Raw genomic sequence first — 23679 nt, forward strand, 5'->3', positions numbered from 1 at the left:
GCATCACATGTGATCACAGGCGATTTAAAAATCTGCAAACCATTCCGTTAGGGCATCAGCTATCGCCAAGCAAGGGCAGGATCAAACGCGCCCTCAATCCACCCATTGAAGACCGCCCGAGTTCCAGGCGTCCTCCGTAAAGCGCTGCCAAATCTGCAACAATCGAGAGGCCGAGCCCAGTTCCGGGGACCGTTTCGTCCAGGCGGCGGCCGCGCTTGACGGCTTCTGCACATTGCTCCTCAGACAAGCCCGGGCCATCATCCTCGACACGGATTTCGACCATCCCACGGGCGCTGGATGCGTCCGCGATGGGAGTTGCCGTCACCTGCACCGCAGATTTTGCCCATTTGCAGGCATTGTCGATGAGGTTGCCGGACATTTCCTCAAGGTCCTGCCCCTCGCCCCGGAACCGCAACTTGGCATCTTGAAGGCCATCAAGGCGCACATCCCGTTCCCGGTAAATTTTATTCATCGCCCGCACGAGCCTGTCCAAAACCGGCTGGACTTCGCAAGACACGCCAATCACCCGCCGTTGTGCCGCCATCCGGGCCCGTTCCAGATGATGCTGGATCTGGGTCGACATCACCTCGGTCTGTTCGATCACCTTCTCCGCCAGTGGGCCTTCCGATGCGCGGGCTTCATTGGAGATCACGGAAAGTGGCGTCTTGAGACCGTGTGCAAGGTTGCCGACATGGGTCCGGGCCCGCTCGACGATTTCCTTATTGGAGCCGATAAGCGAGTTCAGTTCCACAGCCAGCGGTGCGATCTCACGCGGCAAAGCCTCGTCGATCCGCTCTGCCTCCCCTTGGCGCACGGCGCTTAGCGAAGACCTCAATCGTACCAGAGGCATTAGCCCGACACGGACCTGGAGAAACGTGGCCAAAACCAGTCCAAGCCCTACGATGAGAAGCGTCAGTGCGGCGAGGCGTGCGAACTCGCGGATATCGGCCCAAAAGCCTGCGGTCGCAGCCCCAACAGCGATGACGTAAGGCGTCTCCCCAACGGCGATACGCTGTTGCATGACCCGGATTTCATCGCCTGTCGGTCCAGCAACAAAACCGGCTCCAGTATCGGCCTCCGCCAATGCAGGCACTGCGAGTGGATCTCCAACCAGAGATTCAGATGCATAGAGAACCGTTCCTGTATCTGCCTGGCGAACGGTCCAATACCAGCCGGACAGAGGCAAAGAAAACCGCGGATCGCCCAGATAAGTCGGCTGTTGGACCTGAGGCGTTGCGCGCAAAACGGTCTCGTCGCTTGTTTCCAGCATCTCCGAAACAAGCGCTTTGATATGGATTTCGAGCTGGGCATCAAACGAGCGCTCGCTGGCCCGTTGATAGAGGCTGACAAGAAACACACCCGCAATCGCAAGTGCCAGCGTCGACCATACGGCCGCCACCAGAACGAGACGGCCGGCAAGGGATCGCTGCGGCTTTACGGGCTTCGGAGCCGGTTCAGCTGCACCTTCCGCGCTGTCACTCGTCACGGGCCTCTCCCAGACGGTACCCGAGGCCGCGAATGGTTTCGATCATTTCAGCCCCGATCTTCTTGCGCAGACGGCCCACAAAAACCTCGACCGTATTGGAATCGCGGTCGAAATCCTGATCGTAGAGGTGCTCGGTCAACTCCGTCCGGGAAATAACTTTCCCCTGATGGTGCAGGAGGTAGGACAAGAGCCGGTATTCATGGGAGGTGAGCTTGATCGGCGAGCCATCCACCGTGACGCGGCCAGCTCTCAAGTCCAGCCGGACATTGCCGCAGGTGAGTTCGTTAGAGGCGTGGCCCGCAGCCCGGCGAACCAAAGCCCGAACGCGCGCCAGAACTTCTTCCATGTGAAAGGGCTTTGCGACGTAATCATCCGCACCGGCATCAATTCCGGCCACCTTGTCGGACCAGCGGTCACGGGCGGTGAGGATCAGAACAGGCATTGTCTTCCCGTCGCGGCGCCATTTTTCCAGGACAGAGAGGCCATCCAGCGTTGGAAGTCCAAGATCGAGCACAACCGCGTCATACGGTTCGGTGTCTCCGAGGAAATGTCCTTCTTCGCCGTCAAACGCGCTGTCTACCACATAGCCTGCCTCTTCCAGAGCGGTCACGAGTTGGCGGTTCAGGTCTTTGTCGTCTTCAACAATTAGCAGGCGCATGGGTCTTCATTTGCTGGCTGGGGGAACGTCGGGAGCTTGATAAGCTCAGGGTATACCGGTCAACGATTGGCGTTGACTGTGACATTGGTCACCTGTCCGTTCTTTAAAACAGACAACACATACACATATCCACCACCCTGGCGGCACAACTGCGCCTTGATGATTTCGCCACCGGCTTGACCGGCTACAGCGCCGAGCGGCTGCGCCTGGCCGCTGGCGACCACGGCACGCGCTTCGGCCTGCGACAAGCAGTTTGCGCTGGCAAGACCGGTCGCGGCAAAAAACAACAACAGGACGGTAGCAAAGACTTTCACAAGTCGAATCCTCATGACATCAGAAGTTGATGCGCAAGGTGTAACCAAACCAAGCTGAACGCAAGCTGAACCGTTTTTCAGATCACAGGGAAACAGTTCAACTTGCGCGCAGACTTAAAGGTATATCCGGTCAGTTCGCCAGGGTGAGTTCATCCGTCTGAAGATCGTCGTAACGCCCCTTGAAATGGTCAAACACCTGGAGTGTGCGCCGCGCGATCCCGGTCCAGCCGAAGACACGGCGGGCAAACCGAGCCCCTTCCACTGACAAGGTCTCCCGCACCCACGGATACTGCATGGGCATGTTCAACATGGCCGCAAATTCTTCCGGGCGTTTCGGATCGGCAACGAGTGCGTGGCGGCCAAACTCCAGCTGCTCAAACAGCCCCCCATGAATGGTCACCACCGTCGGTGTTCCGCAGGCCATGGCTTCCACAGCGGTCATGCCGAAGGGTTCGTACCGGGACGGCAGCGCAAAAATACCGGGCGCGCGGTAGAAATCGGCGAGGTCCTCATCGGCGACATATCCGCGCCAGCTGATCTTGTCCGAAACGCCCAACTCGGATGCCCGCTGTTTCCACTGACCCAAAAGCGCATTGTCGCTGTCAGAATTTGCACCTGCTGCCAGCACAAGCCGGGCCTCCGGCTGCATCTTCAAGAGGCTTGGGAGCGCCTCGATAATCAGGTCATAGCCCTTGTTCTCCGCAGCACGCCCGACAACGTAAATATCAGTCTCGCGAAGATCGTGCTTCTGCCGGACTGAGGCCACGCGTGACGGCGTTGCCGGTGTAAAGCGGGCCTCATCAATACCTGGCGGAATCATGGAAATATGATCCTTGGGCAGTTGATAGTGTTCGGCAATGAGATCGACCTGCTGTTCGGTCGTCGCAATCACATGGTCACAGTTGCGATAGAGCACAAATTCCTTCTGGATCCGCTCATCAAACCGGTATCCGGCCATCTCGGCGGCATCTGCGCCTTCCATGTCGTGCTGTTTCCACCAGCCAAGCGAGTGCGGTGTGTGGATGTGCGGGATCTGAAGTTCTTCGGCAATCTTCTGACCCGAAACACCGGCATCCCAGTAATGCGAGTTGATCACGTCATACTGCAGCCCGCGATGCCGGATCATGGCCAGCGCATTGGTGACAAAATCACCATACCAGTCGTGCATGTCCTCTTTGCGGATGAAGTCTTTGCCGCCGAAGGGAATCCGAACCACGCGCAGGTTGTCGTTGATGATGTCTTCGGCCGGCTGGTCTTCAAACTGACGGGTCATCACATCAACGCGGTAGCCAAGTCGCGCGAACCTTTTGGCCAGTTCCAGGACGAAAACCACTTGCCCGCCCGTGTCCGGCTTGCCGAGTTCCGGCGTTCCAGCCACGTAGCCGTGCAGGGAAATCATCAGAAGCGAACCAATGTTCTGCTTGTTCATGTCGTACCAACCTTTGTTGTGTTTCAAGTCTCCGTCTTTCCCAGGCAAATTCCTTTTGATTTAGCCGTGTGTTCTTGAGTTAAGTGTAAGGCTCAAACTAATTTTCAACGTCTGACTGTGGAATGGCATTGAATGCAGCCAATCCTTCCAGAACACCGGCCGCATGATGAGCTGCGGCGTGATAAGTCTTGTCTTTCGGCATCGCAGCCAACAGTTCCGGCCGGGCGTTGCCAACAGCTATGGCTTTGCCGGCAGCTTCAAACAGGGCCAGATCGTTCCCGGAGTCGCCCGCTGCAATCGTGTCTTGCAAGGCGATCCCGAGATGGTCTGCCAGATGGCGCATGGCAGCGTCCTTGCCCGCCTCTGGCGCCAGAATATCGAGATCGCTCTTGCCGGAAAAAATATGTTTGAAGGAAAACCCGGCGTCATTGAGGCGCTGGATGACCAGATCCGCCTGTTGCGGCCCCGGTACGGCGAAACTCGCCTTGCCCGGTGTCTGAAACACCGGCTCGTGCTGCGTGTAGCCCATCTTCAGGACGGTTTCACGGATTTGAACATCCGGCCAGGCATCGAACTGACGTGACCAGGAAGATAGCAATGTTCCTTGAAGCCGGATTTCTGTTCCCAAACCGGTGATCACAGCGTCCGGCGCAAAGGACTGCGGAAAATAGGACCTGAGCGTTTCATCCACACTGCCGGCCGGACGGCTGGAATTGAGCGCAATCTTGAGCCGGCCGCGGTGCCGTTCCAGAACCTGCCACAGCCGATCAAGTGCGGCCGGGTCACCCGTCAGCGTGTCATCGATGTCCGACACGAGTAGAAGCGGTTTCGCGTTGTCGTTTTCCGCGCGCACCTCAGGTTTCCTCTTCGGGAGCTAGATAGGTGGCGGTGTAAACCTGCTCTGCGGTGGCTTCGGTCACCGGACGGCTCAAGGTCTCAATTGTCAAATGACTGAGGCAAACGGCGGCGCTCTCGGTATAGAATCCAACGCCGCCTTCGGCAAAACTGTCGTCCACCAGCGACAGCACCACATACCCGTCGACGGAAAACTCGATATACATTCCGTGGGCGACCACCTCGACCTGCCATGGCCCATGCGCATTGCCACGAAAATGCGCTTCTTGCAGCGGCGCATAGCGGAAGGCGTGCTCGAATTCCGGTGTCGGGTTGGCGCCCCAGGCACGCATTTGTGCAATGCCGTTCACGAGATCCAGCGACAGGTAATACCCGTCCCCCTCCTCACTGACGCGCAAGACAAGCCCGGTCTTGCCCACACCTTCAAGCGTCAACTCGGCCCGCAATCGGAAATCCTGGTGGAGGCCGGGCATCAGAAAAGCTTCATACCCGCTCTTGCAGGACAGATGCAGCCCGTCTTCGCGATCAACGACTGTAGCATACGGATTGGCATAAAGCATCTTGCACTGGTAGGAGGCGGTGACGCTCTCGCTGCGCGTCACCAGATCGTTGAAGCCTGAAAAAGACTTCGCTTTCAACCGGCCCGCGGCATCAGTTACAAGCTCCTTCGGCGGCGGCAGCAGCTTCTTGACGCTCTCCCGGCCATAGACAACTTCCGTTTTTGAGAAGAAGTTGAACAGCAGCAAATCGCCACCGTTTTTGCAAATACGCCCCGCATAGTTTCCCGACGGCATCAAGACATTGTCGAAGAAGTTTTCATACGGCCCGCGGAGTTGATCGGAATACCAATAGTGGATTTTGGTGTCCTCACGGATCGAGCCCATGAGGTAATACCGGCCGTCCAGCTTGAAGAGGTTTGGCACCTCCACATCATCATACAAACCGGGACAGTGAAGCGGTGCTTCAAAAACGAATTGATCGGGCGCTTCCTCAACGGCGAGCGAAACACAGCCCCGGCGGATGATCGGCCCGTCCTTGATCCGGGCCGAAGCAAGAAGCAGCCGCTCTCTTGTTTCAGGGTCCTGAAAATAGAATGGATCGCGGAAGCTGACCCATTGCCGTCCCTCGTCAATCGAGCTCTCGTAATGCGGACCGGGCACCTCAATCGGGTAGGTTTTTGATGTCGACCGTTCCCAATGATAGAGGTCCTTGGATCGGGCAAGGCCAACACGCTGCACCCGGCCGTATTCGGACCGCGCCAGACCTGTGTAGAACATCCGCCAGCTGCCGGGCCGTTCGGGATCCGGCGTCACATGCATGGTCCACAGCATGTCATCGTCCCAATCGCCCGGTTCCCCGACGAACAGCGCATTTTTCACACGCCGCCAGGTCATCCCGTCCAGGCTCACGGCATGTGCAATGAAGTCGTGATTGGGCAGAACGAGATGAAAAAGATGAAATAGGCCGTCGTGATAGACCACATCGACATCGCCGATGTCGGATCTCAAGAAACCATGGGATGCATACATGCCCCGAGCGTACCCCGGCTGTTTTGATTTCTTCAAGTGTAGCCGGATTTTATTTTGCAACGCAACATGAAACAATGCTTGTTCTTTGAGACAGGAAAACCAGTTACCCTGGTCATGGATCAACTTCATCGCAAAAACGCATCGCCTCGCGGACAGACGCGCCACCGTTTGAAAGCGGTCCTAAAGGCCGGGATTGTTTGCGGCCTCGCAGGCGTGATGCAAATGGCAGCTGGCAGCGCGGCGCAGGCCTGTTCCGTGGCGCTGGTGTTGGCGATGGACAGTTCCGCCAGTGTCGACGCCCGGGAGCATCAACTCCAGATCAATGGCCTCGCAGATGCGTTTTTAGACCCGGATGTGGTCAACGCCATCGAAGTGGTCGGCGGAATATATGTCACCGCTTTCGAGTGGAGCGGCCGCTATCAACAGGTCGAGCAACTGAGCTGGCGGTTTATCAATAACGGCGCCACCGCGTCTGCCGCTTCCAACACTCTCCGGCAAGCCGGCCGCGGCTACACGGAGTTTCCGACCGCCCTCGGCTATGCTCTTGGGCACGCGGCTGTTTTGATGAAACGCGCGCCAGCCCATTGCCGCCGGAAGGTCATTGATGTCGCAGGTGATGGCATCAACAATGACGGGTTCGGCCCGGACAGCGCCTACAAGGCGTTCGATTTCGATGGTGTCACAGTCAACGGTCTGGTGGTCGCCGGACCGGATTCAGTGCCGGTCGACTACTACTATGCCGAGGTGATCCGCGGCCCCGGTGCATTTGTTGAAGTCGCCGGCACGTATGATGACTATGCCGAGGCGATGAAACGCAAGCTCATCCGCGAGATCATCGGCAATGGTCTGGCGTCGGCTGATTAGGTCAAGACCTCACACCACAGCTATGCTTGGCGGCGTCCTGCTTGTTCGATCAGCGCGTTCTCGAATTTGCTGCCGGACCATTTTTCTTCCAATGCCCGCAACATCAATTGTTTCTGGGTTTCTGGTGCGAGCCCGCCTACGGGCGGATCACGATCGAGGTTGGAGGGAAACGAATACCCCTCCGCACAGGCAGAAACCGTTGCTTCCAACGCCCGTATTTCAGCCACCCAAGACAGAACTTTGTCGAGCAGCACCGGATATAACGCGCAGCACATAGCAATCCGGTCTACGCTTTCCATGGCCCGGCCAAACGCGGAGGAGATTTGCAGAAGATTTGCCATGCGGTGGATGTTTGAACTCGTATTGGCCCCAGCAGCATGAAACAGTGCCGGGTTGAAAAACACCGCGTCCCCCTTCGACAGGGGGAGCTGAATATGGGCGTCTTCGAAGTAATCCTTAAACGCATCCAAGCGGTAAGCTGCGTATCCAGGCCCATAAAGCTGCGAAAACGGTAGAAGTTTCGTCGGTCCACTCTCGACCGGCATGTCGGTATGCGCGACAGCCCCCTGCAGCGTCATGACCGGTGAGAGGTCATGCACATGAGCCGGATAGCGTGCACACTCGGCGGCGGTCTGAAATCCGAGATGGAAATCCCGGTGGGCTTGTTGCGCAGAGCCACCAGGACGGACCAGATTGACCTGTGCCGTCATTTGATAGTTCGGGCCGAGCCAGGCTTCACAAACCGTATCAATCGCGTAATTTGCAAAATAGTCCGCAAAGACATCCGGAGCAGCCAGACACAGTTTTTGCAGCGAGTTCCAAATCCGGTCATTCGATCCAGCGGCAGCAAAATGGTCGGCACCTCCACCACTCTGCGCTTTTTCCTCCGCAATGATCTGATTGTAAACGTCTGTTGCCCGGTCAATCGGCCCCGTGTCGGGGAAAGCCCCTTCCAGAACAAGAACACCGGACAGATCCTTGAGCACTGCCGCCCACTCCGCCATGAGCCGGCGCCGGGTGCTCTCACCCTGAAGTGTATTTTGAAGGTCATTGATCCGATAGACGGGAACATTCTTCAAAACACGATCCGCATGTGGAACGTCGGCCATATCCAGCTGGCGGCCGGTTAACGCGACGAAGGCGTCCAAATCACAGCTTGTCTCATCGAAGTAACCGGTGGGGGTTATCTGCTGATCCATTGCGTCCTCCCTCTTCTGGATCTTTTGATGAGCTTACCAGTCAACGGACTTGCGAACGGACCAATTATCCATCAAGAATCCATCAAATGACACATCGCTTTCCAGTGAAGGAGATTGCACTTCAGTCCGGTTTGAGCACCGCGACCGTGGATCGTGTCCTGAACAACCGGGCCCATGTCAGTCCCCAGACGCGACGCCGAGTAGAAGATGCCGTCGAGGAGCTGATCCGGCAGGAGGGTCAACTGGCAGCCCGGGGCCGGCGGGTGTTTATCGACGTACTTGTCGAGGCCCCCAAACGGTTCAGCCGAGAAATCCAAATGGCAAGCGAGGCGGTTCTGAGCGAATTCAAACCCATCGCACTGCGCCCGAGGTTTCATGTGTTCGAAACCCTGAGCCCGCAAGATTGCGCTTTGGAACTGGAACGGATCGGCCGTCGGGGAAGTCAGGGTGTGTGCCTGAAAGCCCGTGACACCGGTCTCGTTCGTGCCGCGATCAACGCCCTGACGGATAGAGGTATTCCGGTAGTCACCGTCTTCACTGACAATCCTGGATCCAGGCGTCTGGCCTATGCCGGCCTGAACAACATCCGGGCCGGACAAACCGCCGCCTATCTCATGCACAACTGGCTTCCGGACGACGCAGAAGCTGTGCTTACCACACTGAGCCAGCACAGTTTCCAGGGAGAAGAACACCGCTACGAAGGGTTCAGCAAGCAGCTGCGCGCATTACGCCCCTCAATTCAGCTGCTGGATGCCAGCGGCGGTGGCGGACACAATCCGGCGACTGGAAAGGAAGTAGCAGAGCAGGTGGTCACCCAAAGAAGGATTGATGGCGTGTATTCCATGGGCGGAGGAAACCGGGCAATCCTTACCGCTTTGGGCGACATGGGCATCCAACCGTCCACTTTCATCGCCCATGATTTGGACGAGGACAATCTAGAACTGCTGGCTCAAAGCAGACTGTCAGTCGTGCTCTATCATGATCTGAAATGCGACATGCGGGCGGCGTTCCGGCAGTGTCTCGCCTTCCACGGGCTCGCGGAGGCGCCGTCCCAGCTGGAAAGTGATATCCAGATTGTCACCCCGATGAACCTGCCGGCAGATTATGCGTAAGCAACGCCTTGTTTCTAAGTATCCGGTTTGCCGTGGCCTTCCGCTTCCATGAGGCGATAAAAGTCTTTGAGGGTCGTGCCCGGCTCCGGCCGGAACTTTTCGCCGGTGTCCTTTACGTCCGCCATGCGGTCCAGCCGGAACATTCGGAAATCATTGCGCAATTCGCACCAGGCCACAAGCGTCCAGACCTTGCCCCAAAACCACAGTCCCAGCGGGCGGAGCACACGGTCCGAGGTCTGCCCCTTGGCGTCCGAATAGGAAATCGACAGGCGCTTGCGGTTGTCTGCGGCAAGCTCCAGAAAATCGATCAAGGCGCGGACGTCCTCGGTCATTTCCGGGGCAAAGGCGTGGATTTCGATCTCGTTCTGGCGCACGCGCATCCGCTCCGGGATGACAGCGTCGATCTTGACCATGGCCTCCTCGGCGGCGCGGGCCATGGCTGCCCCGCCCCAGGCCCGGATGATCCGGGCTCCGGCCAAAAGCGCTACAATTTCGTCGCGGGTGAACATGAGAGGTGGCAGATCATAGCCATCACGCAAAATATAACCGACCCCGGCCGCGCCCTCGATGGGCACGCCCGAGGCCTGAAGATCGGCGATATCGCGGTAGATGGTCCGCTCTGAGACTTCCAGCCATTCGGACAGCTGACGCGCCCGAACAAGGCGGCCGCCGCGCAGATACTGAACAATCTGAAACAGGCGGTCAGCGCGTCTCATGCGGTTGCCGCCTTAGCTGTTGACGGCGAACATGCCGATGGAATTGCCGTCCGGATCAATGCCGTAGGCAAACCGGCCTGCCGGAATCGGGATCGGATCGGAAATGACCTCGCCGCCCGCCTTGGCAAACCGCTCCATGGTTTCTTCCAAAGTGTCCGGGCAGGCAATGTGGATGGTCGGACCTGTGCCCTTGTCAGCCGGCTTGCCCGGGTAAAGATGCCCTGCAACTCCGTTTTCTTCGCTGGTCGGGAACATGGCAAAGGGATTTGGCCCCATATCAGTGACAAGGTTCAATTCTGTCTGGAAGACGTTGTTGTAGAAGACAATCGCCTTGTCCAGATCAGAAACGGGAATTTCCATCCAGACATTGAAATGTTGCGGTTTGAAAGTCATCGGAATGCTCCTGAATTGCGTTTACAGGAAGCACCCTATCAGCCCCCTCCTGACAGCTTCCTGTCAGGAGGTTTCAGGAATTTTTGCTCATCTCATGGAAGACCACGACCCGAAAATCGCTGAGGTTGTCAAAAATCGCTTAGAGCATCTTCAAAGACTGCTCAGGTTTTCCTTGAGCCATAGAAAAATCGCGCCGCGGCGTTGCCAGAGCCACACTAGAATGGCGCTGAGACTGGGGATACCGGTCAGAATCAAAGCCGCTAGGGCTCCGGACAGATCTTCCAGAAGTAGCCCGCTGCCGGTGAGAAGTGTCAGGATACCGACAAGGCCGGTGCCGTTTCGAAGGGAAATGGATCGTGCCAAAGCAGAACGCGTCGCAGGCCCGGGGATGCCATCAACGGCAAGAGGCGGATACGCCTTTTGAAAGTCTTTGACCGCTGCCTTGGTCTGAGCCCCAAAAAACCCGTCGATTGGCCCCGGATCAAAGCCGAGCATTTTCAAGGAGCGCTGCAGCTCCATGATATCGCTGCCGGGGGCTGGCGGTGCTGCGGCAGCCGAAAGACCATAGTCGCCGTGTTCCAGGAGCCGGGCTTCCGCCGTCCGGCGTTTGACCAGTCCCTTCAACCGCTGACCGCCGGCCGTCAGGCCCGTTTGCGCCAGAAGGCGGGCGGCCTCAGAGACCTTGCCCATTTTCAATTGCTGCGCCCAGCGCCAGGAGAGCGCCCGGCTGCCGAGATTGTAGACCACCGAGACACAGGCATCGAACTGGGTTTGCGGCAGGCCGGGAAGATCTTGTCGCACGGGCGGTGCATATTCCTCGTCCAGAAGTGTCAGCAGCAGCTTGTTGGCCTGATCACGCGAGATCCTGTCCCCGACCGCTAGCCCGCGGCCATGACGCTTGCGCCACCACCCGGCAAAGATCCGGCTGCGCATGGTGAAGCCATATCCAATGGTGACCACACCGGCGGGATCCAGATACCCCCGCGAAACATAGCCCTCATGTGCCGCCAGAAAGGCGAGCCCCTGATCGCTGACTTTCATGCGTTTCTCCCGGATTGGATGTTCAAGTCAAAGACGCGGTGATGTGTTTGCTGTGATCGCTCACGCTACAGGCGCAACGGGAAAGAAGCAGTGCACGGCAAGCCGCACAGTTCCGCCGGAAAAACCGCCGCCGTTCGCCGTAAGCCGGACAGCGGTATCGGCGTAAAACGCCGTTGGTCCGATAACGCCAAGATTGCTGCTGCCCGCAGCAATCCCTAAGGACCCGCCGAACTTGGACGACTCGCCTGATAATCCGCAGTCGTAGGACGATGCCCCGGTGACTGCGGTCACTGTGCGGGTGGAGACGCAAAAGACAACTGCCCGACTCGGGATGATCAGGCTCGTCTCGGCAAAGGCCCCGGACAGCGCGGACAGCTCTGCCTCGATCACCCGGTGTTCGCTTCGCGCCCCGAAGCCACCGCGCGCCAGAATGCGCGTTTCGGAGAGCGGACCATCCATCTCCCGCCAAGTCCCGGCGAGGAACTTCAGGTCCAGCGCCTCCGTCAGCACATGGATGGTGAGTCCGTCAAAGGGCGCATGAAACGCCCAGGCCCCATTGCGCCACTCGGCCAGCTCCCCGTCCCGGCCCGCCCAGTCTCCCGTGGCGCCCGGGGCTACAAGAAAGAGGTCCCCCTCATTGGCGGCAGGCGGCGCAGTCAGATCACGGGACTGCACCACCGGATGGCTGAGGGCATCGAGCGTCAGGAGCGCTTCATTGTGGGTGACATGCTTCTGAGCCTGGGCGGCCGCCAGAAGCGGGAGGGCAAGACGTAAGGTCTCAGACATGACGGACAGCCTTTCGCTCATAACCGCGCCCGGTGCGTTGGGAGAGCTGGGCAACGGCAAAATGGATTTCACCGAGCGTTCCGCCAAAGTCGGCAAGTTCCTCGGCGTTTGGATAAAGGACGGTCGGGCTGCCGGAGGTCAGCGTGCACAGAACCGCCCCCTGCTCTGTCAGGATGTCGATCGCGTAGGATTCAAATTCCTCGCCGAGCGGCACTTCGGACTGCTCCCAGCTGAGCCCGCTGCCCCGCGTCTGGCGGATCCAGGTGAGCACAATCCCCGCCCCTGTCCGCCGGGCCTTGAGGTGAACCGGGGCCAAGGGCCTGGCGGCGCGCTGCGCGCTCGCGTGGCTCACTGCCACCGCAGCCGAATCGCCTAGTGCCCGCCCCTCCGGCACGAAGCGGTAGTTGAGGATGAGGCCGGATTGATCGCTGGAGATTGGCACCAGCGGTGTCCTGTCTTCTGCGAGCAGCACCAAATCGGCACCCAAAGCAGCCCCGGTCACCATATCGGCTTCCGTCCCCCGTTGCCCCCGCAATAAAAAGCTGAGCCTGTAGGTCTTCGGCCCGGTCAGCTCGGCGGTGGCAAATTGCAGGATCTCCCAGCCTCCGGACTGACAGCGCACGGCCATCGCGTTCGCACCCGCCAGGACTTGCCTCTCGCTCCGGCTTTGCAGCTGGCCGTCAAGGAGCGTGACCTCCAGAGTGTTTGCGCGGTCAAACACCCACATCGGCCCGGTGCCAACGGCGCGGCCAGGGTTCCGATACTTGCAGGCGCGGGAATGCTCATCACAGCTGCAAAACCGGCCTCCGAGGCGCTACGCATCACCGTCAGTCCGCCCGGCCAGGGTTTGGAGTAGGCCGCAAGGCGCACGGCATCGTCAGGATCGCTGGCCGTGAGTTTTGGCAAGTCCAGAAACACGACATAAGGCGGGCTCAAGTCGGAATTCTGGTAGCCGCCGCCGGGGGCATCCGGACCGCCTGCTGCCGGGGACAGCTCCGCCGTCATCCGAACCGCCTCGATCCGGCGGATCCCGGTATCTTCAATGGAGGTCACGCGCACGGTGAGCGGCGGGTCAAATGTGGCGGCCGGCGTGCCGCTCAAGGCAATGACGTCGCCCGGCTCCAGATCAATCCGGTCAGGACCAACGGCAAACGACAGCCTTTCGCGTTCCGACCAGATCCGGTGAAGACGACGGTCTGCCGCTATGCTCAAGGGTTCGGGCATGGAGCATGCCGGCAGGATCTGCGTTTCCACCTGGCGGCTGCCGCCCTCCAGTCTGCGGGAGGCGGAGACCCGGCGGCGGAAATCGCTGACCGGATCATCTGCCCCGAAGCGGACTTCAGCGGAGAGTTCGCTCGCCTGTGCCCGTGTCCGCGAAAGCAGACTGTCCTCCGCCCCCGGATCGGCAAGGCCGTCCGCGTCAAGGGAGGTCACCGCTTCCGGCAGAACCGTCGAAAGCTCGATATGCGTGCCCCGGTCCGAGGCTTGACCTGAGAACGCTGTCAGCACGGGCTCCAGTACATCGCGGGCGCTGACAGGGCCGCTCAAGGTGTATCCATCGAGACCACCCGCAAGACCGAAGACCTTTACATCCTCGTCCGAGATCCCGTAGTCGGCGAGCATCGCCTTGCACAGGCCTTGAATGGAGATGCCGCCGAGCCGGCCCGACAACCAGTGCCCGAGCCGCCAGTTGCCCCCATCGGCCCAGACCTTGGAGAACATCGGAAAGGCCGGAAACGGGCGCGCGTCCCAGGTCCAGAGATAGATCCCGTCCGGATCCACCATCGGCCCGCCATAGACTTGAGACACGGGATTGTCGCCCGCATCAAATTCCGGATGGCTGTTCGACCACCAGCTGAGCGAGGCTTCGAGCGCCCGGCGCTGGCTGACATCATCGCGAAAGCCGCGCGAAAAGTACGGAAACGCACTTTCCGATGACTTCGGGTCGACGAAAACATTCGGCTGGTTGGCGCTCCGGTCGATGGCCGGAAAGCCAAGCTCGGTGAACCGGACAGGCTTGGATTGCGGCACCCAGCCGGTCGGGGCCGCGTCCTCAACTCCGCCAACCCGCTCGTAATGCAGATTTTGCCAAAAGCTCCAGATGTCCTTTGTGCGGTAGACCCAGGCCTTGTTGTAGGCCCCGTCCGTGATGGCGGTGCGGGTGCCTGTGGCCCGGTCCGCGCTGCTGGCATAGTACCAGTCGTAATATTCCCCGCCCTTGATGCCGCCGCGCAGGTTCGCGAGGTCATAGCCGCTGAAGCCACCGTCCGGATCGCCGTCGTCGCGCAGATCACTCAAGGGCAGATAGTTGTCGATGCCGATATAGTCGATCTCCGGCGACGCCCAGACCGTATCGAGCGGAAAGCGCAGTTCGGTATCAGAGACCTGATGCGCGCCATATTCGGACCAGTCCGCCGCATAGGAGATTTTGACGTCGCTGCCGACAAGCGCCCGGACATCTGACGCAAGCAAGCGCAGCTGATCCGCAAACGGATAACTGCCGCCACCGGCATGCGCGCGCGACAGGCCACGCATTTCCGTACCGACCAGAACGCTTTCCACCCCGCCTGCCGCCTTGGCGAGCGCCGCGCAATGCAGGATATGCCGGCGGAACGACCATTCATCCGGCCCGGAATAGGTGACAGTGCCGCTGCTGACGGAAAAATGCGCCGCCGAGGCCGTCCCGACGAAACTTGCAACATCCGCCGCAACCGGGCCCACCTGAACGATGCGTCCCCGCCATGGGTAAGGTGCCTGCTCGGCGCTACCATAAGGGTCCGGCAAACCGTTGCCCGGTGGCACGTCCATCATGATGAACGGATAAAGCAGGACCTCCAGACCGTGCGCCTTCAGATCCTGAATGGCCGCAATCACGCTGCTGTCGGACGGCGTGCCGCCATAGGCAGGCCGTCCGTCTATGCGTGACACCTCGTCGGCCTCGTCCCGTTCAAGACCTGCAACACGCCAGACATCGCCGACTGTGACCGTGCCATTGGCTTCCACCTTCGGCCGGATAGTGCACGTCCCGGCGCGCAGATCATCCCCGAACCAGGCGACAACCAGCGCAACGCGCTTGAGATTGGGGCACAGCGCCAGCAGTTCCTCGATGGACTCGGCCCAGTCAGAGGTGCTCGCGACCATATGGCGGTTGATGGGCCGTTGTTCGCCGGGACCCAGCACCTCGGACACCACACCCGGCGCATACGCAAATTCCCCCGCGCCTGGAATGATCGTGATCGCCCGGACCTGGGTTTCCAGCGGCTCGACCGGGCGGATCACCTCAAAACTCAATTGCGGCAAGCGGTTGCCGAAGGGCTCCAGATCCAGCCGTTCAAAGACGACATAGGCCGTGCCCCGGTAGGCGGGCGCCGTGTCCTGAAGTGCGGCAATCAGCGGATCGGGCATCTGATCATCCGACCCGTAATAGACCCGGAAGGTGATTTGCCGTGTGTCCAGCTCCTTGCCGTCCGCCCAGATCCGGCCGACCCGGGCGATTTTTCCTTCGCTCAGGCCCACGGCGAAATTGGCAAAATAACTGTAGGTGGTGACGGTCGCGGTGCTGCGGCTCCCGCCCGCCTTGCCGCCCTGCTCTTCCGTGGTGACAACTTCCTCAAAGTTGGTCGCCCAGATCAGCTGCCCTGCAAGGCGCACCCGGCCATAAACCTTCGGGATGGAAGCACCCTCGCTGGACGATTGCACGGACAGATCCGCCAGGCGGCTGCCTTCAATGTCCCGTGAGGCCCCTCCGCCGAACAGAGACTGGTCGATCAGATTCCCGGCAAGCGAGCCTGCCGCCTTGCCGATCACCCCGCCAAATCCGCCCAGACCAAAGGCGGCCCCGGCGGCCTTTCCGGCAGCTGCAAGCACGAGCGTTGCCATTAGTCATGTACCTCCGGGAAAGTGAAACTTGCTGCGATCCGCCGTTGCCAGCTTGGCACCAGCGGGCTTTCGATCACCCCCACCCGCTCATAGGCATGGATGAGACGGGGGGCGGCTTGAAGCGGTGCACTCAGGATGCCGACATGTTTGGCCGGCATGCCGTCCCGCCAGCGGAACACAAGAACGTCGCCGGGCTTTGCTGCCTCCAGCGCGATCTCCAAAAGCCAGCGCCGTCCGGCCTCAAGCAGCGTTTCGCGCCCGCCGGTCTCCGCCCAGTCCGCCGAATAGGGCGGCATCGCCTGTGGCTCGTCCCCATGAAGCGCGCGCCAGATGCCGCGCAGGAGACCCAGACAATCGCTGCCCGCCCCCCGGCAACTTGACTGATGGCGGTAGGGCGTGCCGATCCAGCGGCGCGCCTCAGCGAGCACCGCCTTCCTGCGCGTTTCGTCCCGGTCACTCGACACGGGCACTGCCATCGTTGAGCCCCGTGTTCCGGCTTGGATGGGACAAGGCGAAATCGCTCCCGGGCATATGAGGAAATCCCTGATAGTTCAGATGATTGGAAAATTTCGCCCGGCAGGTTTCCAGGTCCTTGGAACAACCCGCACGGACCTCGATTTCCGTTCCGGGCGAAAGCGCTTCGGGGGCAGGCTGAAACAGGGACAAAACAGACACGGCACCTTCCTGCCGGTGACTGGCAACCTCCGATGCAAATCCGGCAAGCGGCCCGGTCAGGACCTTGACCCGGCCCCGGCTGAACCAGCCATTTGCATAGACCTCCAGCCCGGTGATGCGAAGCCATTCGCGTTGGGCAACTGTCACCGTGGCCGTTGCCTGATAGGCCGGGTTGGTCATATCGACCTTGCACCGGCTGTCGCCAAGATCCGCATCGCAGATCCGGGCGAACACCCGCCCCTGCCGGCTTTCCAGCAGATGCGCCAGTCCCCGGAGCTCCGCCCGGAACACCGACCCTGCACGGCCAACCTCGCCGATGCGGGCGCGCCTCAGCAGAACATGATCCTATGACGCCTGCCAGTTGACCAGAAAGACCCGAACGTCCGCATTGTCCCAAAGTCCGGCTTCCAGATCCGTCTCCAAAAGCGCCGAGCTTTCCAGCGTTCCGGAGACATCCCCGCCCCCGGTGGCAAACTCTGGCCCATCGATCATCGCCGATGGTGAAAGGCCATTTTGCGGTTGGCAAACAACCCCTTCCACGCTCAAGGCCCGGTCGTGATCGGTAAACCCGAGCCGGACGCCATCTGCGCGCGTAACGATCCAGCAGGTCGCAAGAGTGGTGATCCGGCCCGCAAGATGCGCGGCCAGATTCTGTGGCAGAGTTTTCATGTCAGATCCGTGACTACCGTTGATCATTTTGTGGAGCAAACGCAACTAATGCGCTTGAAACAACAAGTATTTCTCGAACTAAACCACATGTTCACACTGATTAATATAGACTTCACAATTTATTTTCATGTTGAATTCAAATAAAATCAAATAAATACACAAGTATACGTTTTAAATTCTACGGAACCACTACGGTTCCGCAGCCGAAATTTTTCTAGACCGCACCAAATCATCAGGATATTTACCAACAAGATCACCTACTCCTGACGGATAATAGGATCGGGCAAAACTGTGCGGGCACTCACATCCGGATCTCGACCAAAGGGATCGAGGGAATGTCGCCGGCTTCAAAATGGGTCAGACTGAGGTCCAGGCGGTCGGTGTCGAACCGGACAGGAACGTCGAACAGGAAACCGGCTGTGACGGAATTCCCTACGGACGGCGCGGCGGAAAACACGATGTCTCCCGTCGACGAATCGACCTCAAAGTCTGTCCCGGCGGTCTGTTCTGCTCCGGCCACGGCTACCCGCACACTGCTTGCCACCGGCAATCGGATGGCCCGGCGATAGGCCAGATCACCGCTCCCGTAGGTCTTGATTAGCGGAAACCGGACCGTGCTGCCGTCTCCGTCCCCCAGTGATTGGTCCACGGGCTGAGGCGGGTTGCCCGCCATTGAACTCGCATGATCAAAAGGATCGCGCAGGCGGAAGCCGTAAAGCCGGCCGCACGCTTTCTCAAACAACGCGAGCACAGCCCTCAAGTCTTCAAGCGACCGGACTCCGGTTGCCGCATCATAACGGCGGCGGCTGTCAGCCCAGCGCGCATTGCGGGTCTCGTAGCCGGTCGCCAGCGGAACAATTTCGGTCCGCCGCTCGGGTCCACCGAGTGCTCCAAAGGCGATACTTCCCGGAAAACTCTCATTCAGAAAGGCGTCCATGAAAATCTCCGTCGCAAATTGGACTTTGATTGATCTGTCTCAAGGTGTTTGGAAACTGGCGGCGGCACCTTGGGGGCCTCTAAAGGAGGCAAAATAGAATGAGTCACGTTCCTCACGAACTGCATGAAGAATTCCCGGACGCGGCAGACGCGCTCCACACATTGAAGACCACCGATGCCCATTTCGCCCGTCTGGCCGAAGAGTATCACACCATCAACCGCGAAGTGCACCGCATCGAAACCGATGTGACACCTGCATCCGATGAAGTTCTTGAAGACCTGAAGAAGAAGCGTCTTCACCTGAAAGACCAGATTGCCGCCATGCTTGCGGCTGCGGCAAACGCCGGTTCCTGAGCCCCTCCTTTTCAGGCCGGTGTTAGAGCCCGCGTCGTCCCCGTCCGACGGCGCGGGCCACCATCGCCGAGACCTGAGCTTCTGACCGCCGGAAACTTTCGGCATCCTGCGCAGTCACATTTATCTGTACTGCCGGCATGGGGGACCGGCCGCCCTCCGCGGACCTGACCCCCAGGTGCCCATCCGCCCCTCTGGCAAGTGGCAAAATCGCCTCCGGACCGGCTTCGCCCATCAAGCCGGACACACCATTTCCCATATTGAACAGCGCCGGAGCGCCCACGACCCCGCCCTTGGCAAATGGGATAATTGTGTCGAAGAGGCTGCCTGCTGCCTTTTCCAGAGGCGCGAGCGCTGAGTTCAGCACCCGGGATGACGCGGACAGCGCGATCTTCTTGAAGACGCTTTCAAGCGATTTGCCATCCACAAGGGCCGACTTGAGACCGCCCACAAGACTGCGGGAAATGTTTTGGGCACTGCGGTCGATCTCCCTCATCTTCGTCCGGAACTCCTCGAGATCCGCCAGCGGGACATCAAGTTCCATGTCACGATCTGTCATGAGGTCTCCTTTGCTTGTGGTCGTCGGCACGGCCGCACGTTTCCGTGTCCGGATTGGTTCTGATCAGCTGCTCCAATTCGGATCGTTTGAGGTCATCCGCCGGGTGGCCAAGACCCAAAACAGCCTCAAGTTCCCGCGGCGTTGCCATCCAGAACTCAGACGGTGTCCAAGCCCAGCGCGTTGCAGTTATCCGCAAGAGATCCGCCCAGGGCAGCATTAAGATACTTCCGCCAGCAGTTCGTCGTCTTCCGTAGAGGTGACACCAAAGGCAGCCGTCAGGAGGTCAGCGGTGATCGCTGCAAATCCGGCAACACCGCCTGCCGCCTGCATCATTGCCACCTGATCATTCGTGACATCGTGGCCCGCCCCTCTCAAGCCAGCCCCCAACAAAACGATCATGTCGGATGCAGACAAGCTGTCCGGCGAAAACCGCTGCAGCAGAGTAGCAAGGCTCTTGCACTCATAGGCCGCTTCCAGCTCGGCCAGCGCGCCAAGCGTCAGAACCAGCGTCCATGTCCGGCCATCGAGTTGAGCGGAAATCTCTCCGCGGAACCTGTTTGGCATTATTCCCTCCCCGAATTGCATTCCTCAGACGGCGGTAAAGCTCACCTGCCCTGCTGAGGAGAGAGCCAACTCGAATGTCATCTCGCCGTCATGACGGCCCGCGTATTCCAGGCTGGTGATTTGAAACTGGCCCTCCAGCGTTCCGAAATCCGGAACGATAACCTGCCAGGGCCGGATCGCCCCGTCGAAAAAGAGCTGGCGAACGGCGGTGTCACTTTGCGCATCCCGGAATAGGCCAGAACCGGACAGGCTTGCCGCTCGTGTGCCAGCCCCTTCCAGAAGCTCGCGCCAGCGGCCCGCGCTGTCGGATGTGGTGATGTCGACAGTAGTGGCATTCAGCGCCACCTGCCGCGCCCGAAGGCCCGCCACGGTGACGAACGTGCCGTTCGATGCAGCATCCAGTTTCAAGAGTAGATCGCGTCCGCGCTGTGCGCCCATGGCGTTCTCCTGTCAGATGGTAATCTCAGGTAAGCGGCTCGGTGACCGCCCTTAAAGAACTCGATGCCCGATATCCCCGTCCGCCGCGCAGCTTGCGGCTGAGCACGCTCGTTATGGTGAGGTTCACAAGCCTGTTTCCGGTCAAAGATACCGGCCCTGTCATCAAGACCTCAGCCGCACGGCCTGCAGCTTGGGCAGCCTCATCGCGGCTGAGCTTGCGGGAGAACACGCTTAAGGCCAGTGAATGCACCATACCCTCGCCGATCTCTGTGAGCAGCGGCCGGGTCTCCATGCTTTCAAGAACAAGATACGGAAAGGCATCCGCGCGCGGCGGTGTTTCAAAAATACGGTCCGGCCCGAGCAAACCGGACAGGACGCCATCAGCTTTAAGCAGAGAAAACAACCCGGCCCGGAGCGCCGTTTGAACGCAAGAAAGGCTCATGTGGTTTCCTCCTCTGCCTCACACAGAAGTTCCCGTCTCCGGCCTGTTGGATCGCAGACCGACAAAACCCGGAAAACGCGGGTACCGGAAAGGACCCGCCAGCCGCCAGAAAATCCGGGAAAGGGCCGCAAGCGGATCTCCCAGGTTTTGGAACTTGCCGTCCGGCTCTCCGCAAAACGCTCGCTCTGGCTTTTCAGGCGAAGCGCGGCAAAGACAGATCCGGCAGCTTCATAGGTTGTCGTGATCTCCCCCGAAGCGGACCGCGTCTCCAGCGGCCGCTGCAGGACAACCGGCACACGGTAAGCCCCGGCCCTCATAAGAGCGGCACCCGGACAGTCGATAACAGCCGGTCGAGCCCTTGGGGCAGACTGGTAATCGCGAGGTCCGTTCCTGCCTCCCGGTGTTCGAACCAATGCCCGGCCAGAAGGCGAACCGCCTGCCGGAAATTTTCAGGAACATCGGCCGCCGACACGCCATATCCGGCTGTAAAGTCAATTTCCGCTGCCATCATGTCGGAGGCGGGAAGCCCGGCCCCAAGCTTGATTTTTACCCGTTCAGGCTGAGCAGAGCGGTCGAGCTGCCAATCAGAAGGCCCAAGCTGGGACGCATTGCCGTCGCGATCATAGACCGTGATCTGATCAACGGACTGCACCGGTGACACGGGCAACCGGACAATGCGGCCAACCGGCCAGCCATTCAGATAAAGTCGCCAGGATTGGGAAATCAGAGCGCGCCGGGTGGCTTGTTCAATATGCGTCCGCGCGGCCTTGAGAAAGCCTGAAAGGCTGCTGTCCTCTTCGCTGCCACTCAGCCTGAGATGCGCGCGCATTTCCTCGACTGCCACCGGTTCGGTGGCCGGATCATTCAAACGGATCGATGTCATGGGTGTTTCCCAAAAAAGAAGGCGCCGCAGGTCCAAAGGAGTGCGGCGCCAGTCTGGGGAGTACAAGTTAGTTTATTGTTTTATTTCGCTATTTCTCCGCCGCACCTCGCGAAAAAGCACAAGTTCGGGCATTGAAATGTCTTAAGAATTTTGCGCGCCCGCCGCACCTTGTTGCAATGGTTTCGGCACCGTTTTCGAGTAGGAAACCGGCACAATCGACATCACATGGCAAAAGACTTGGCCGGATCGGGACAACGACGGGACCGCAAAAACGGACGCGCTGCCCGGCATCTCAGCGCGCTTATACCCGGAGAACGGCGGCTGACATTGGTATTGGTTTGTGAATGGAAAGGCCGCGATCAGCCGTGGCCAGGAAGACACTAAGGCCGCTGTTGAGGCAGAGTTTAGACGGCTACTGGTGAAAAAACAGCCGCAGAAACCGATCCCCTATTGTTCTATTCAATTTACAAACAATAACAGCGGACGTTCGCAATACTTTGCATTAATGGCGGTTGTGCCGGACAAAGCGGCCATAAAGCATGGCTCAACTTAATGCTAAAACAACGATGCTAGTTTATAGCTGTATTGGCTTGCATCCAGAACGAAAATATGAAGGCTTTTTCGAAAGCGGCTGCAGCAGCTTCTTATGAATGTAACCCTCAGCAATTCCATCTTCATCAATATCAACTTTGGCCCAATTTCCTTGATATCCTAGTACGTGAACCATTCTTGCTACGCACATATGTCCAATCGGCTTCCCATTGGGGGTCTCTCTTAAATTAGCTGTTCCGGCTGTTACCCAAAAACGCTTTGCTGCAACCATTTCAATTTTTGACTTGGCATAGGTTTTAATCGATCCGTCTTTATTGAAAGCACCAATTGTGTTGCCTGCCAGCGGATTCATAAGGTCAGTGTCGAGCTTTATGTCACGTGCATCTGCGACTGCAAGGGCGCTTCTTTGCATCTCTGTTTTGTTTTGATACATTGTCCAGCTACCAGAGTTCATAAACTCTGTGGTTCCGTCCCAAGCTGGCGCTTCTGGGACCCAAAAATACTTGGCTAGGCCATTGTCCCTGACCGCTTTGCAGCGACTGCCTGGGGCATATATACCAATGTCAAATCTGCCCTGGACCTCATCATTCAAAATTCGAAAATAATCTAAAACATCTTTCTCTGGGTTCTTGTCTGCGTCTTCATCAACCCCGATGTATACGGCAGAGCCTTCGGGCTGATTTAACACTTCGGTCGCTCTCTGGAGAATAAATTTCGCATCTCTTTTGGCGGTGCTAGCTCTGTAACGGCCGCGTTTTCTGCCTTCGAATTGATAAACCATACAAATTGCAAATCCAAAATCTTGAAGCAAATCGCGCTCACGAACGGTGAGATTTTTGCAAGTTATACCTGCATTGTTTTCGTCAGAATAGTACCTAATTATTGTATCGACACCTTTGGATTGTAAGTTTTCCAAGAAACGTACGTCATCAACGGTGCATAGGTCTGGATGGTTTGGAAGGTGCCTATTATCAATTTCTTTTGGATTGGGAGTCTTGCCGCGATCTTGGTAAAAGCCGTTGGCTAAGTCAACGATGTGAATGTTGGAGTTTTCCGAGCCTGTCGCAGGTATTTTGCTTCCCAATAGAACTGAAGCGCTTAACCCGAACATGAATTCTCGTCGCCCGATATTCATAAAAATTCATCCTATTTTCAATTGCGTGAACTTGTTCCCAACGAATAAAGGTTGAAACATACCCTATTTTTCACGAGAGTTCACATGTTGGAATTTCCGTCAGTATACGAGTAATGCAATGTCTAACTTGGGCTCTGAGCCGACTTTTGCTGTATTGCGAACCAATGTCCGCTCCCACTGAAGTCACGGGGTTGAAAATCAAAATGGGCTAACA

25 protein-coding genes and 2 pseudogenes are annotated in these 23679 nt (G+C 58.6%); 3 read left to right on the forward strand and 24 right to left on the reverse strand.

The features are described 5' to 3' along the window. Positions 1 to 55 precede the first annotated feature (55 nt). From SADFL11_RS09765 to SADFL11_RS09790, 6 genes are all read right to left on the reverse strand, one after another. Positions 56 to 1486: an ATP-binding protein gene (locus SADFL11_RS09765; RefSeq protein WP_008192676.1), complete on the reverse strand. Its 1431-nt coding sequence runs from the start codon at positions 1484 to 1486 to the stop codon at positions 56 to 58. Then, the gene (locus SADFL11_RS09770; RefSeq protein WP_008191570.1) at positions 1476 to 2144 is read right to left on the reverse strand and encodes a response regulator; all 669 of its coding nucleotides are present in this window, start codon (positions 2142 to 2144) and stop codon (positions 1476 to 1478) included. The genes SADFL11_RS09765 and SADFL11_RS09770 overlap by 11 nt, the downstream gene beginning before the upstream one ends. A gap of 59 nt (positions 2145 to 2203) precedes the next feature. Beyond that, positions 2204 to 2458, reverse strand: coding sequence for a PepSY domain-containing protein (locus SADFL11_RS09775; RefSeq protein WP_008188822.1), 255 nt, complete (start codon positions 2456 to 2458; stop codon positions 2204 to 2206). 130 nt (positions 2459 to 2588) lie between these two features. After that, positions 2589 to 3914, reverse strand: a complete 1326-nt coding sequence (locus tag SADFL11_RS09780; protein ID WP_208981192.1) for a glycosyltransferase — start codon at positions 3912 to 3914, stop codon at positions 2589 to 2591. Positions 3915 to 3984: 70 nt separating this feature from the next. Continuing rightward, positions 3985 to 4740: an HAD-IIB family hydrolase gene (locus SADFL11_RS09785; protein WP_134852970.1), complete on the reverse strand. Its 756-nt coding sequence runs from the start codon at positions 4738 to 4740 to the stop codon at positions 3985 to 3987. A gap of 1 nt (position 4741) precedes the next feature. Beyond that, positions 4742 to 6271: a glycoside hydrolase family protein gene (locus SADFL11_RS09790; RefSeq protein WP_040453169.1), complete on the reverse strand. Its 1530-nt coding sequence runs from the start codon at positions 6269 to 6271 to the stop codon at positions 4742 to 4744. Between the two features lie 66 nt (positions 6272 to 6337). On the opposite strand from SADFL11_RS09790, the gene SADFL11_RS09795 reads away from it, so the two are divergent. Beyond that, positions 6338 to 7135 (forward strand): DUF1194 domain-containing protein, encoded by a 798-nt coding sequence (locus SADFL11_RS09795; RefSeq protein ID WP_008190586.1) that lies wholly within the window; start codon positions 6338 to 6340, stop codon positions 7133 to 7135. A 20-nt stretch (positions 7136 to 7155) separates the two neighbouring features. On the opposite strand, the gene SADFL11_RS09800 is transcribed toward SADFL11_RS09795, so the two are convergent. Beyond that, a complete protein-coding gene (locus SADFL11_RS09800; RefSeq protein WP_008196389.1) occupies positions 7156 to 8334 on the reverse strand; it encodes a phytanoyl-CoA dioxygenase family protein in 1179 nt (392 codons plus the stop codon). A gap of 86 nt (positions 8335 to 8420) precedes the next feature. Between SADFL11_RS09800 and SADFL11_RS09805 the strand changes: the two genes are divergently transcribed. Beyond that, positions 8421 to 9446 (forward strand): LacI family DNA-binding transcriptional regulator, encoded by a 1026-nt coding sequence (locus SADFL11_RS09805; RefSeq protein WP_008192008.1) that lies wholly within the window; start codon positions 8421 to 8423, stop codon positions 9444 to 9446. 14 nt (positions 9447 to 9460) lie between these two features. Here the strand turns inward: SADFL11_RS09805 and SADFL11_RS09810 are convergent, their stop codons facing one another. The 9 genes and pseudogenes from SADFL11_RS09810 to SADFL11_RS09850 form a co-directional block, all read right to left on the reverse strand. Next, complete coding sequence (locus SADFL11_RS09810) at positions 9461 to 10162, reverse strand: helix-turn-helix transcriptional regulator (protein WP_008194425.1); 702 nt, start codon at positions 10160 to 10162, stop codon at positions 9461 to 9463. A gap of 12 nt (positions 10163 to 10174) precedes the next feature. Further along, complete coding sequence (locus tag SADFL11_RS09815; RefSeq protein WP_008191221.1) at positions 10175 to 10555, reverse strand: VOC family protein; 381 nt, start codon at positions 10553 to 10555, stop codon at positions 10175 to 10177. Positions 10556 to 10705: 150 nt separating this feature from the next. Beyond that, entirely contained in the window at positions 10706 to 11596 is an 891-nt protein-coding gene (locus SADFL11_RS09820) for a glycoside hydrolase family protein (RefSeq protein ID WP_008192277.1), read from the reverse strand. Between the two features lie 60 nt (positions 11597 to 11656). Continuing rightward, complete coding sequence (locus SADFL11_RS09825) at positions 11657 to 12382, reverse strand: DUF2793 domain-containing protein (protein WP_008194851.1); 726 nt, start codon at positions 12380 to 12382, stop codon at positions 11657 to 11659. Further along, positions 12375 to 13109 carry a GTA baseplate fiber-binding domain-containing protein gene (locus SADFL11_RS09830; RefSeq protein ID WP_456114971.1) on the reverse strand — a complete coding sequence of 245 codons (735 nt, stop codon included), beginning with the start codon at positions 13107 to 13109 and terminating at the stop codon, positions 12375 to 12377. Before SADFL11_RS09830 ends, SADFL11_RS09825 begins: the two co-directional genes overlap by 8 nt. 44 nt (positions 13110 to 13153) lie before the next feature. Next, positions 13154 to 16261: pseudogene (locus SADFL11_RS09835) on the reverse strand (baseplate multidomain protein megatron); the annotation flags it as partial. Next, positions 16261 to 16737 (reverse strand): C40 family peptidase, encoded by a 477-nt coding sequence (locus SADFL11_RS09840; protein ID WP_050776084.1) that lies wholly within the window; start codon positions 16735 to 16737, stop codon positions 16261 to 16263. The gene SADFL11_RS09840 and the pseudogene SADFL11_RS09835, both read right to left, overlap by 1 nt. Further along, positions 16715 to 17632: pseudogene (locus tag SADFL11_RS25585) on the reverse strand (DUF2163 domain-containing protein). Before SADFL11_RS25585 ends, SADFL11_RS09840 begins: the two are co-directional and overlap by 23 nt. 274 nt (positions 17633 to 17906) lie before the next feature. Then, complete coding sequence (locus SADFL11_RS09850) at positions 17907 to 18542, reverse strand: DUF2460 domain-containing protein (RefSeq protein ID WP_008196030.1); 636 nt, start codon at positions 18540 to 18542, stop codon at positions 17907 to 17909. A gap of 98 nt (positions 18543 to 18640) precedes the next feature. On the opposite strand from SADFL11_RS09850, the gene SADFL11_RS09855 reads away from it, so the two are divergent. Continuing rightward, positions 18641 to 18895, forward strand: a complete 255-nt coding sequence (locus SADFL11_RS09855) for an HP1242/YdcH family protein (protein WP_040451743.1) — start codon at positions 18641 to 18643, stop codon at positions 18893 to 18895. A 22-nt stretch (positions 18896 to 18917) separates the two neighbouring features. On the opposite strand, the gene SADFL11_RS09860 is transcribed toward SADFL11_RS09855, so the two are convergent. The 8 genes from SADFL11_RS09860 to SADFL11_RS09900 all read right to left on the reverse strand — a co-directional run bounded on the left by SADFL11_RS09860 (position 18918) and on the right by SADFL11_RS09900 (position 23465). Then, complete coding sequence (locus tag SADFL11_RS09860) at positions 18918 to 19451, reverse strand: phage tail tape measure protein (protein WP_040451741.1); 534 nt, start codon at positions 19449 to 19451, stop codon at positions 18918 to 18920. Next, a complete protein-coding gene (locus tag SADFL11_RS09865) occupies positions 19438 to 19668 on the reverse strand; it encodes a phage tail assembly chaperone (RefSeq protein ID WP_008189012.1) in 231 nt (76 codons plus the stop codon). Before SADFL11_RS09865 ends, SADFL11_RS09860 begins: the two co-directional genes overlap by 14 nt. Beyond that, on the reverse strand, positions 19668 to 20015 hold the full coding sequence (locus tag SADFL11_RS09870) for a gene transfer agent family protein (RefSeq protein ID WP_008191120.1): 348 nt from the start codon (positions 20013 to 20015) through the stop codon (positions 19668 to 19670). The genes SADFL11_RS09865 and SADFL11_RS09870 overlap by 1 nt, the downstream gene beginning before the upstream one ends. A gap of 24 nt (positions 20016 to 20039) precedes the next feature. After that, a complete protein-coding gene (locus tag SADFL11_RS09875) occupies positions 20040 to 20453 on the reverse strand; it encodes a phage major tail protein, TP901-1 family (protein WP_008196314.1) in 414 nt (137 codons plus the stop codon). Positions 20454 to 20478: 25 nt separating this feature from the next. Continuing rightward, complete coding sequence (locus SADFL11_RS09880; RefSeq protein ID WP_008194662.1) at positions 20479 to 20895, reverse strand: DUF3168 domain-containing protein; 417 nt, start codon at positions 20893 to 20895, stop codon at positions 20479 to 20481. After that, complete coding sequence (locus tag SADFL11_RS09885) at positions 20892 to 21212, reverse strand: head-tail adaptor protein (RefSeq protein ID WP_008189676.1); 321 nt, start codon at positions 21210 to 21212, stop codon at positions 20892 to 20894. Before SADFL11_RS09885 ends, SADFL11_RS09880 begins: the two co-directional genes overlap by 4 nt. Beyond that, positions 21209 to 21778 (reverse strand): head-tail connector protein, encoded by a 570-nt coding sequence (locus tag SADFL11_RS09890; RefSeq protein WP_008192962.1) that lies wholly within the window; start codon positions 21776 to 21778, stop codon positions 21209 to 21211. Before SADFL11_RS09890 ends, SADFL11_RS09885 begins: the two co-directional genes overlap by 4 nt. A gap of 574 nt (positions 21779 to 22352) precedes the next feature. Continuing rightward, the gene (locus SADFL11_RS09900) at positions 22353 to 23465 is read right to left on the reverse strand and encodes a glycoside hydrolase domain-containing protein (protein ID WP_008195411.1); all 1113 of its coding nucleotides are present in this window, start codon (positions 23463 to 23465) and stop codon (positions 22353 to 22355) included. Positions 23466 to 23679 lie beyond the last annotated feature (214 nt).

Source organism: Roseibium alexandrii DFL-11, assembly GCF_000158095.2.
Classification (GTDB): domain Bacteria; phylum Pseudomonadota; class Alphaproteobacteria; order Rhizobiales; family Stappiaceae; genus Roseibium; species Roseibium alexandrii.

Bases quoted from the DNA above. Each gene is read 5' to 3' on its own strand.
- SADFL11_RS09770 (WP_008191570.1), bottom strand. From the start codon at position 2,144: ATGCGCCTGCTAATTGTTGAAGACGACAAAGACCTGAACCGCCAACTC.
- SADFL11_RS09790 (WP_040453169.1), bottom strand. From the start codon at position 6,271: ATGTATGCATCCCATGGTTTCTTGAGATCCGACATCGGCGATGTCGAT.
- SADFL11_RS09795 (WP_008190586.1), top strand. From the start codon at position 6,338: ATGAAACAATGCTTGTTCTTTGAGACAGGAAAACCAGTTACCCTGGTC.
- SADFL11_RS09800 (WP_008196389.1), bottom strand. From the start codon at position 8,334: ATGGATCAGCAGATAACCCCCACCGGTTACTTCGATGAGACAAGCTGT.
- SADFL11_RS09805 (WP_008192008.1), top strand. From the start codon at position 8,421: ATGACACATCGCTTTCCAGTGAAGGAGATTGCACTTCAGTCCGGTTTG.
- SADFL11_RS09810 (WP_008194425.1), bottom strand. From the start codon at position 10,162: ATGAGACGCGCTGACCGCCTGTTTCAGATTGTTCAGTATCTGCGCGGC.
- SADFL11_RS09815 (WP_008191221.1), bottom strand. From the start codon at position 10,555: ATGACTTTCAAACCGCAACATTTCAATGTCTGGATGGAAATTCCCGTT.
- SADFL11_RS09820 (WP_008192277.1), bottom strand. From the start codon at position 11,596: ATGAAAGTCAGCGATCAGGGGCTCGCCTTTCTGGCGGCACATGAGGGC.
- SADFL11_RS09825 (WP_008194851.1), bottom strand. From the start codon at position 12,382: ATGTCTGAGACCTTACGTCTTGCCCTCCCGCTTCTGGCGGCCGCCCAG.
- SADFL11_RS09830 (WP_456114971.1), bottom strand. From the start codon at position 13,109: ATGTGGGTGTTTGACCGCGCAAACACTCTGGAGGTCACGCTCCTTGAC.
- SADFL11_RS09840 (WP_050776084.1), bottom strand. From the start codon at position 16,737: ATGGCAGTGCCCGTGTCGAGTGACCGGGACGAAACGCGCAGGAAGGCG.
- SADFL11_RS09850 (WP_008196030.1), bottom strand. From the start codon at position 18,542: ATGGACGCCTTTCTGAATGAGAGTTTTCCGGGAAGTATCGCCTTTGGA.
- SADFL11_RS09855 (WP_040451743.1), top strand. From the start codon at position 18,641: ATGAGTCACGTTCCTCACGAACTGCATGAAGAATTCCCGGACGCGGCA.
- SADFL11_RS09860 (WP_040451741.1), bottom strand. From the start codon at position 19,451: ATGACAGATCGTGACATGGAACTTGATGTCCCGCTGGCGGATCTCGAG.
- SADFL11_RS09865 (WP_008189012.1), bottom strand. From the start codon at position 19,668: ATGCTGCCCTGGGCGGATCTCTTGCGGATAACTGCAACGCGCTGGGCT.
- SADFL11_RS09870 (WP_008191120.1), bottom strand. From the start codon at position 20,015: ATGCCAAACAGGTTCCGCGGAGAGATTTCCGCTCAACTCGATGGCCGG.
- SADFL11_RS09875 (WP_008196314.1), bottom strand. From the start codon at position 20,453: ATGGGCGCACAGCGCGGACGCGATCTACTCTTGAAACTGGATGCTGCA.
- SADFL11_RS09880 (WP_008194662.1), bottom strand. From the start codon at position 20,895: ATGAGCCTTTCTTGCGTTCAAACGGCGCTCCGGGCCGGGTTGTTTTCT.
- SADFL11_RS09885 (WP_008189676.1), bottom strand. From the start codon at position 21,212: ATGAGGGCCGGGGCTTACCGTGTGCCGGTTGTCCTGCAGCGGCCGCTG.
- SADFL11_RS09890 (WP_008192962.1), bottom strand. From the start codon at position 21,778: ATGACATCGATCCGTTTGAATGATCCGGCCACCGAACCGGTGGCAGTC.
- SADFL11_RS09900 (WP_008195411.1), bottom strand. From the start codon at position 23,465: ATGAATATCGGGCGACGAGAATTCATGTTCGGGTTAAGCGCTTCAGTT.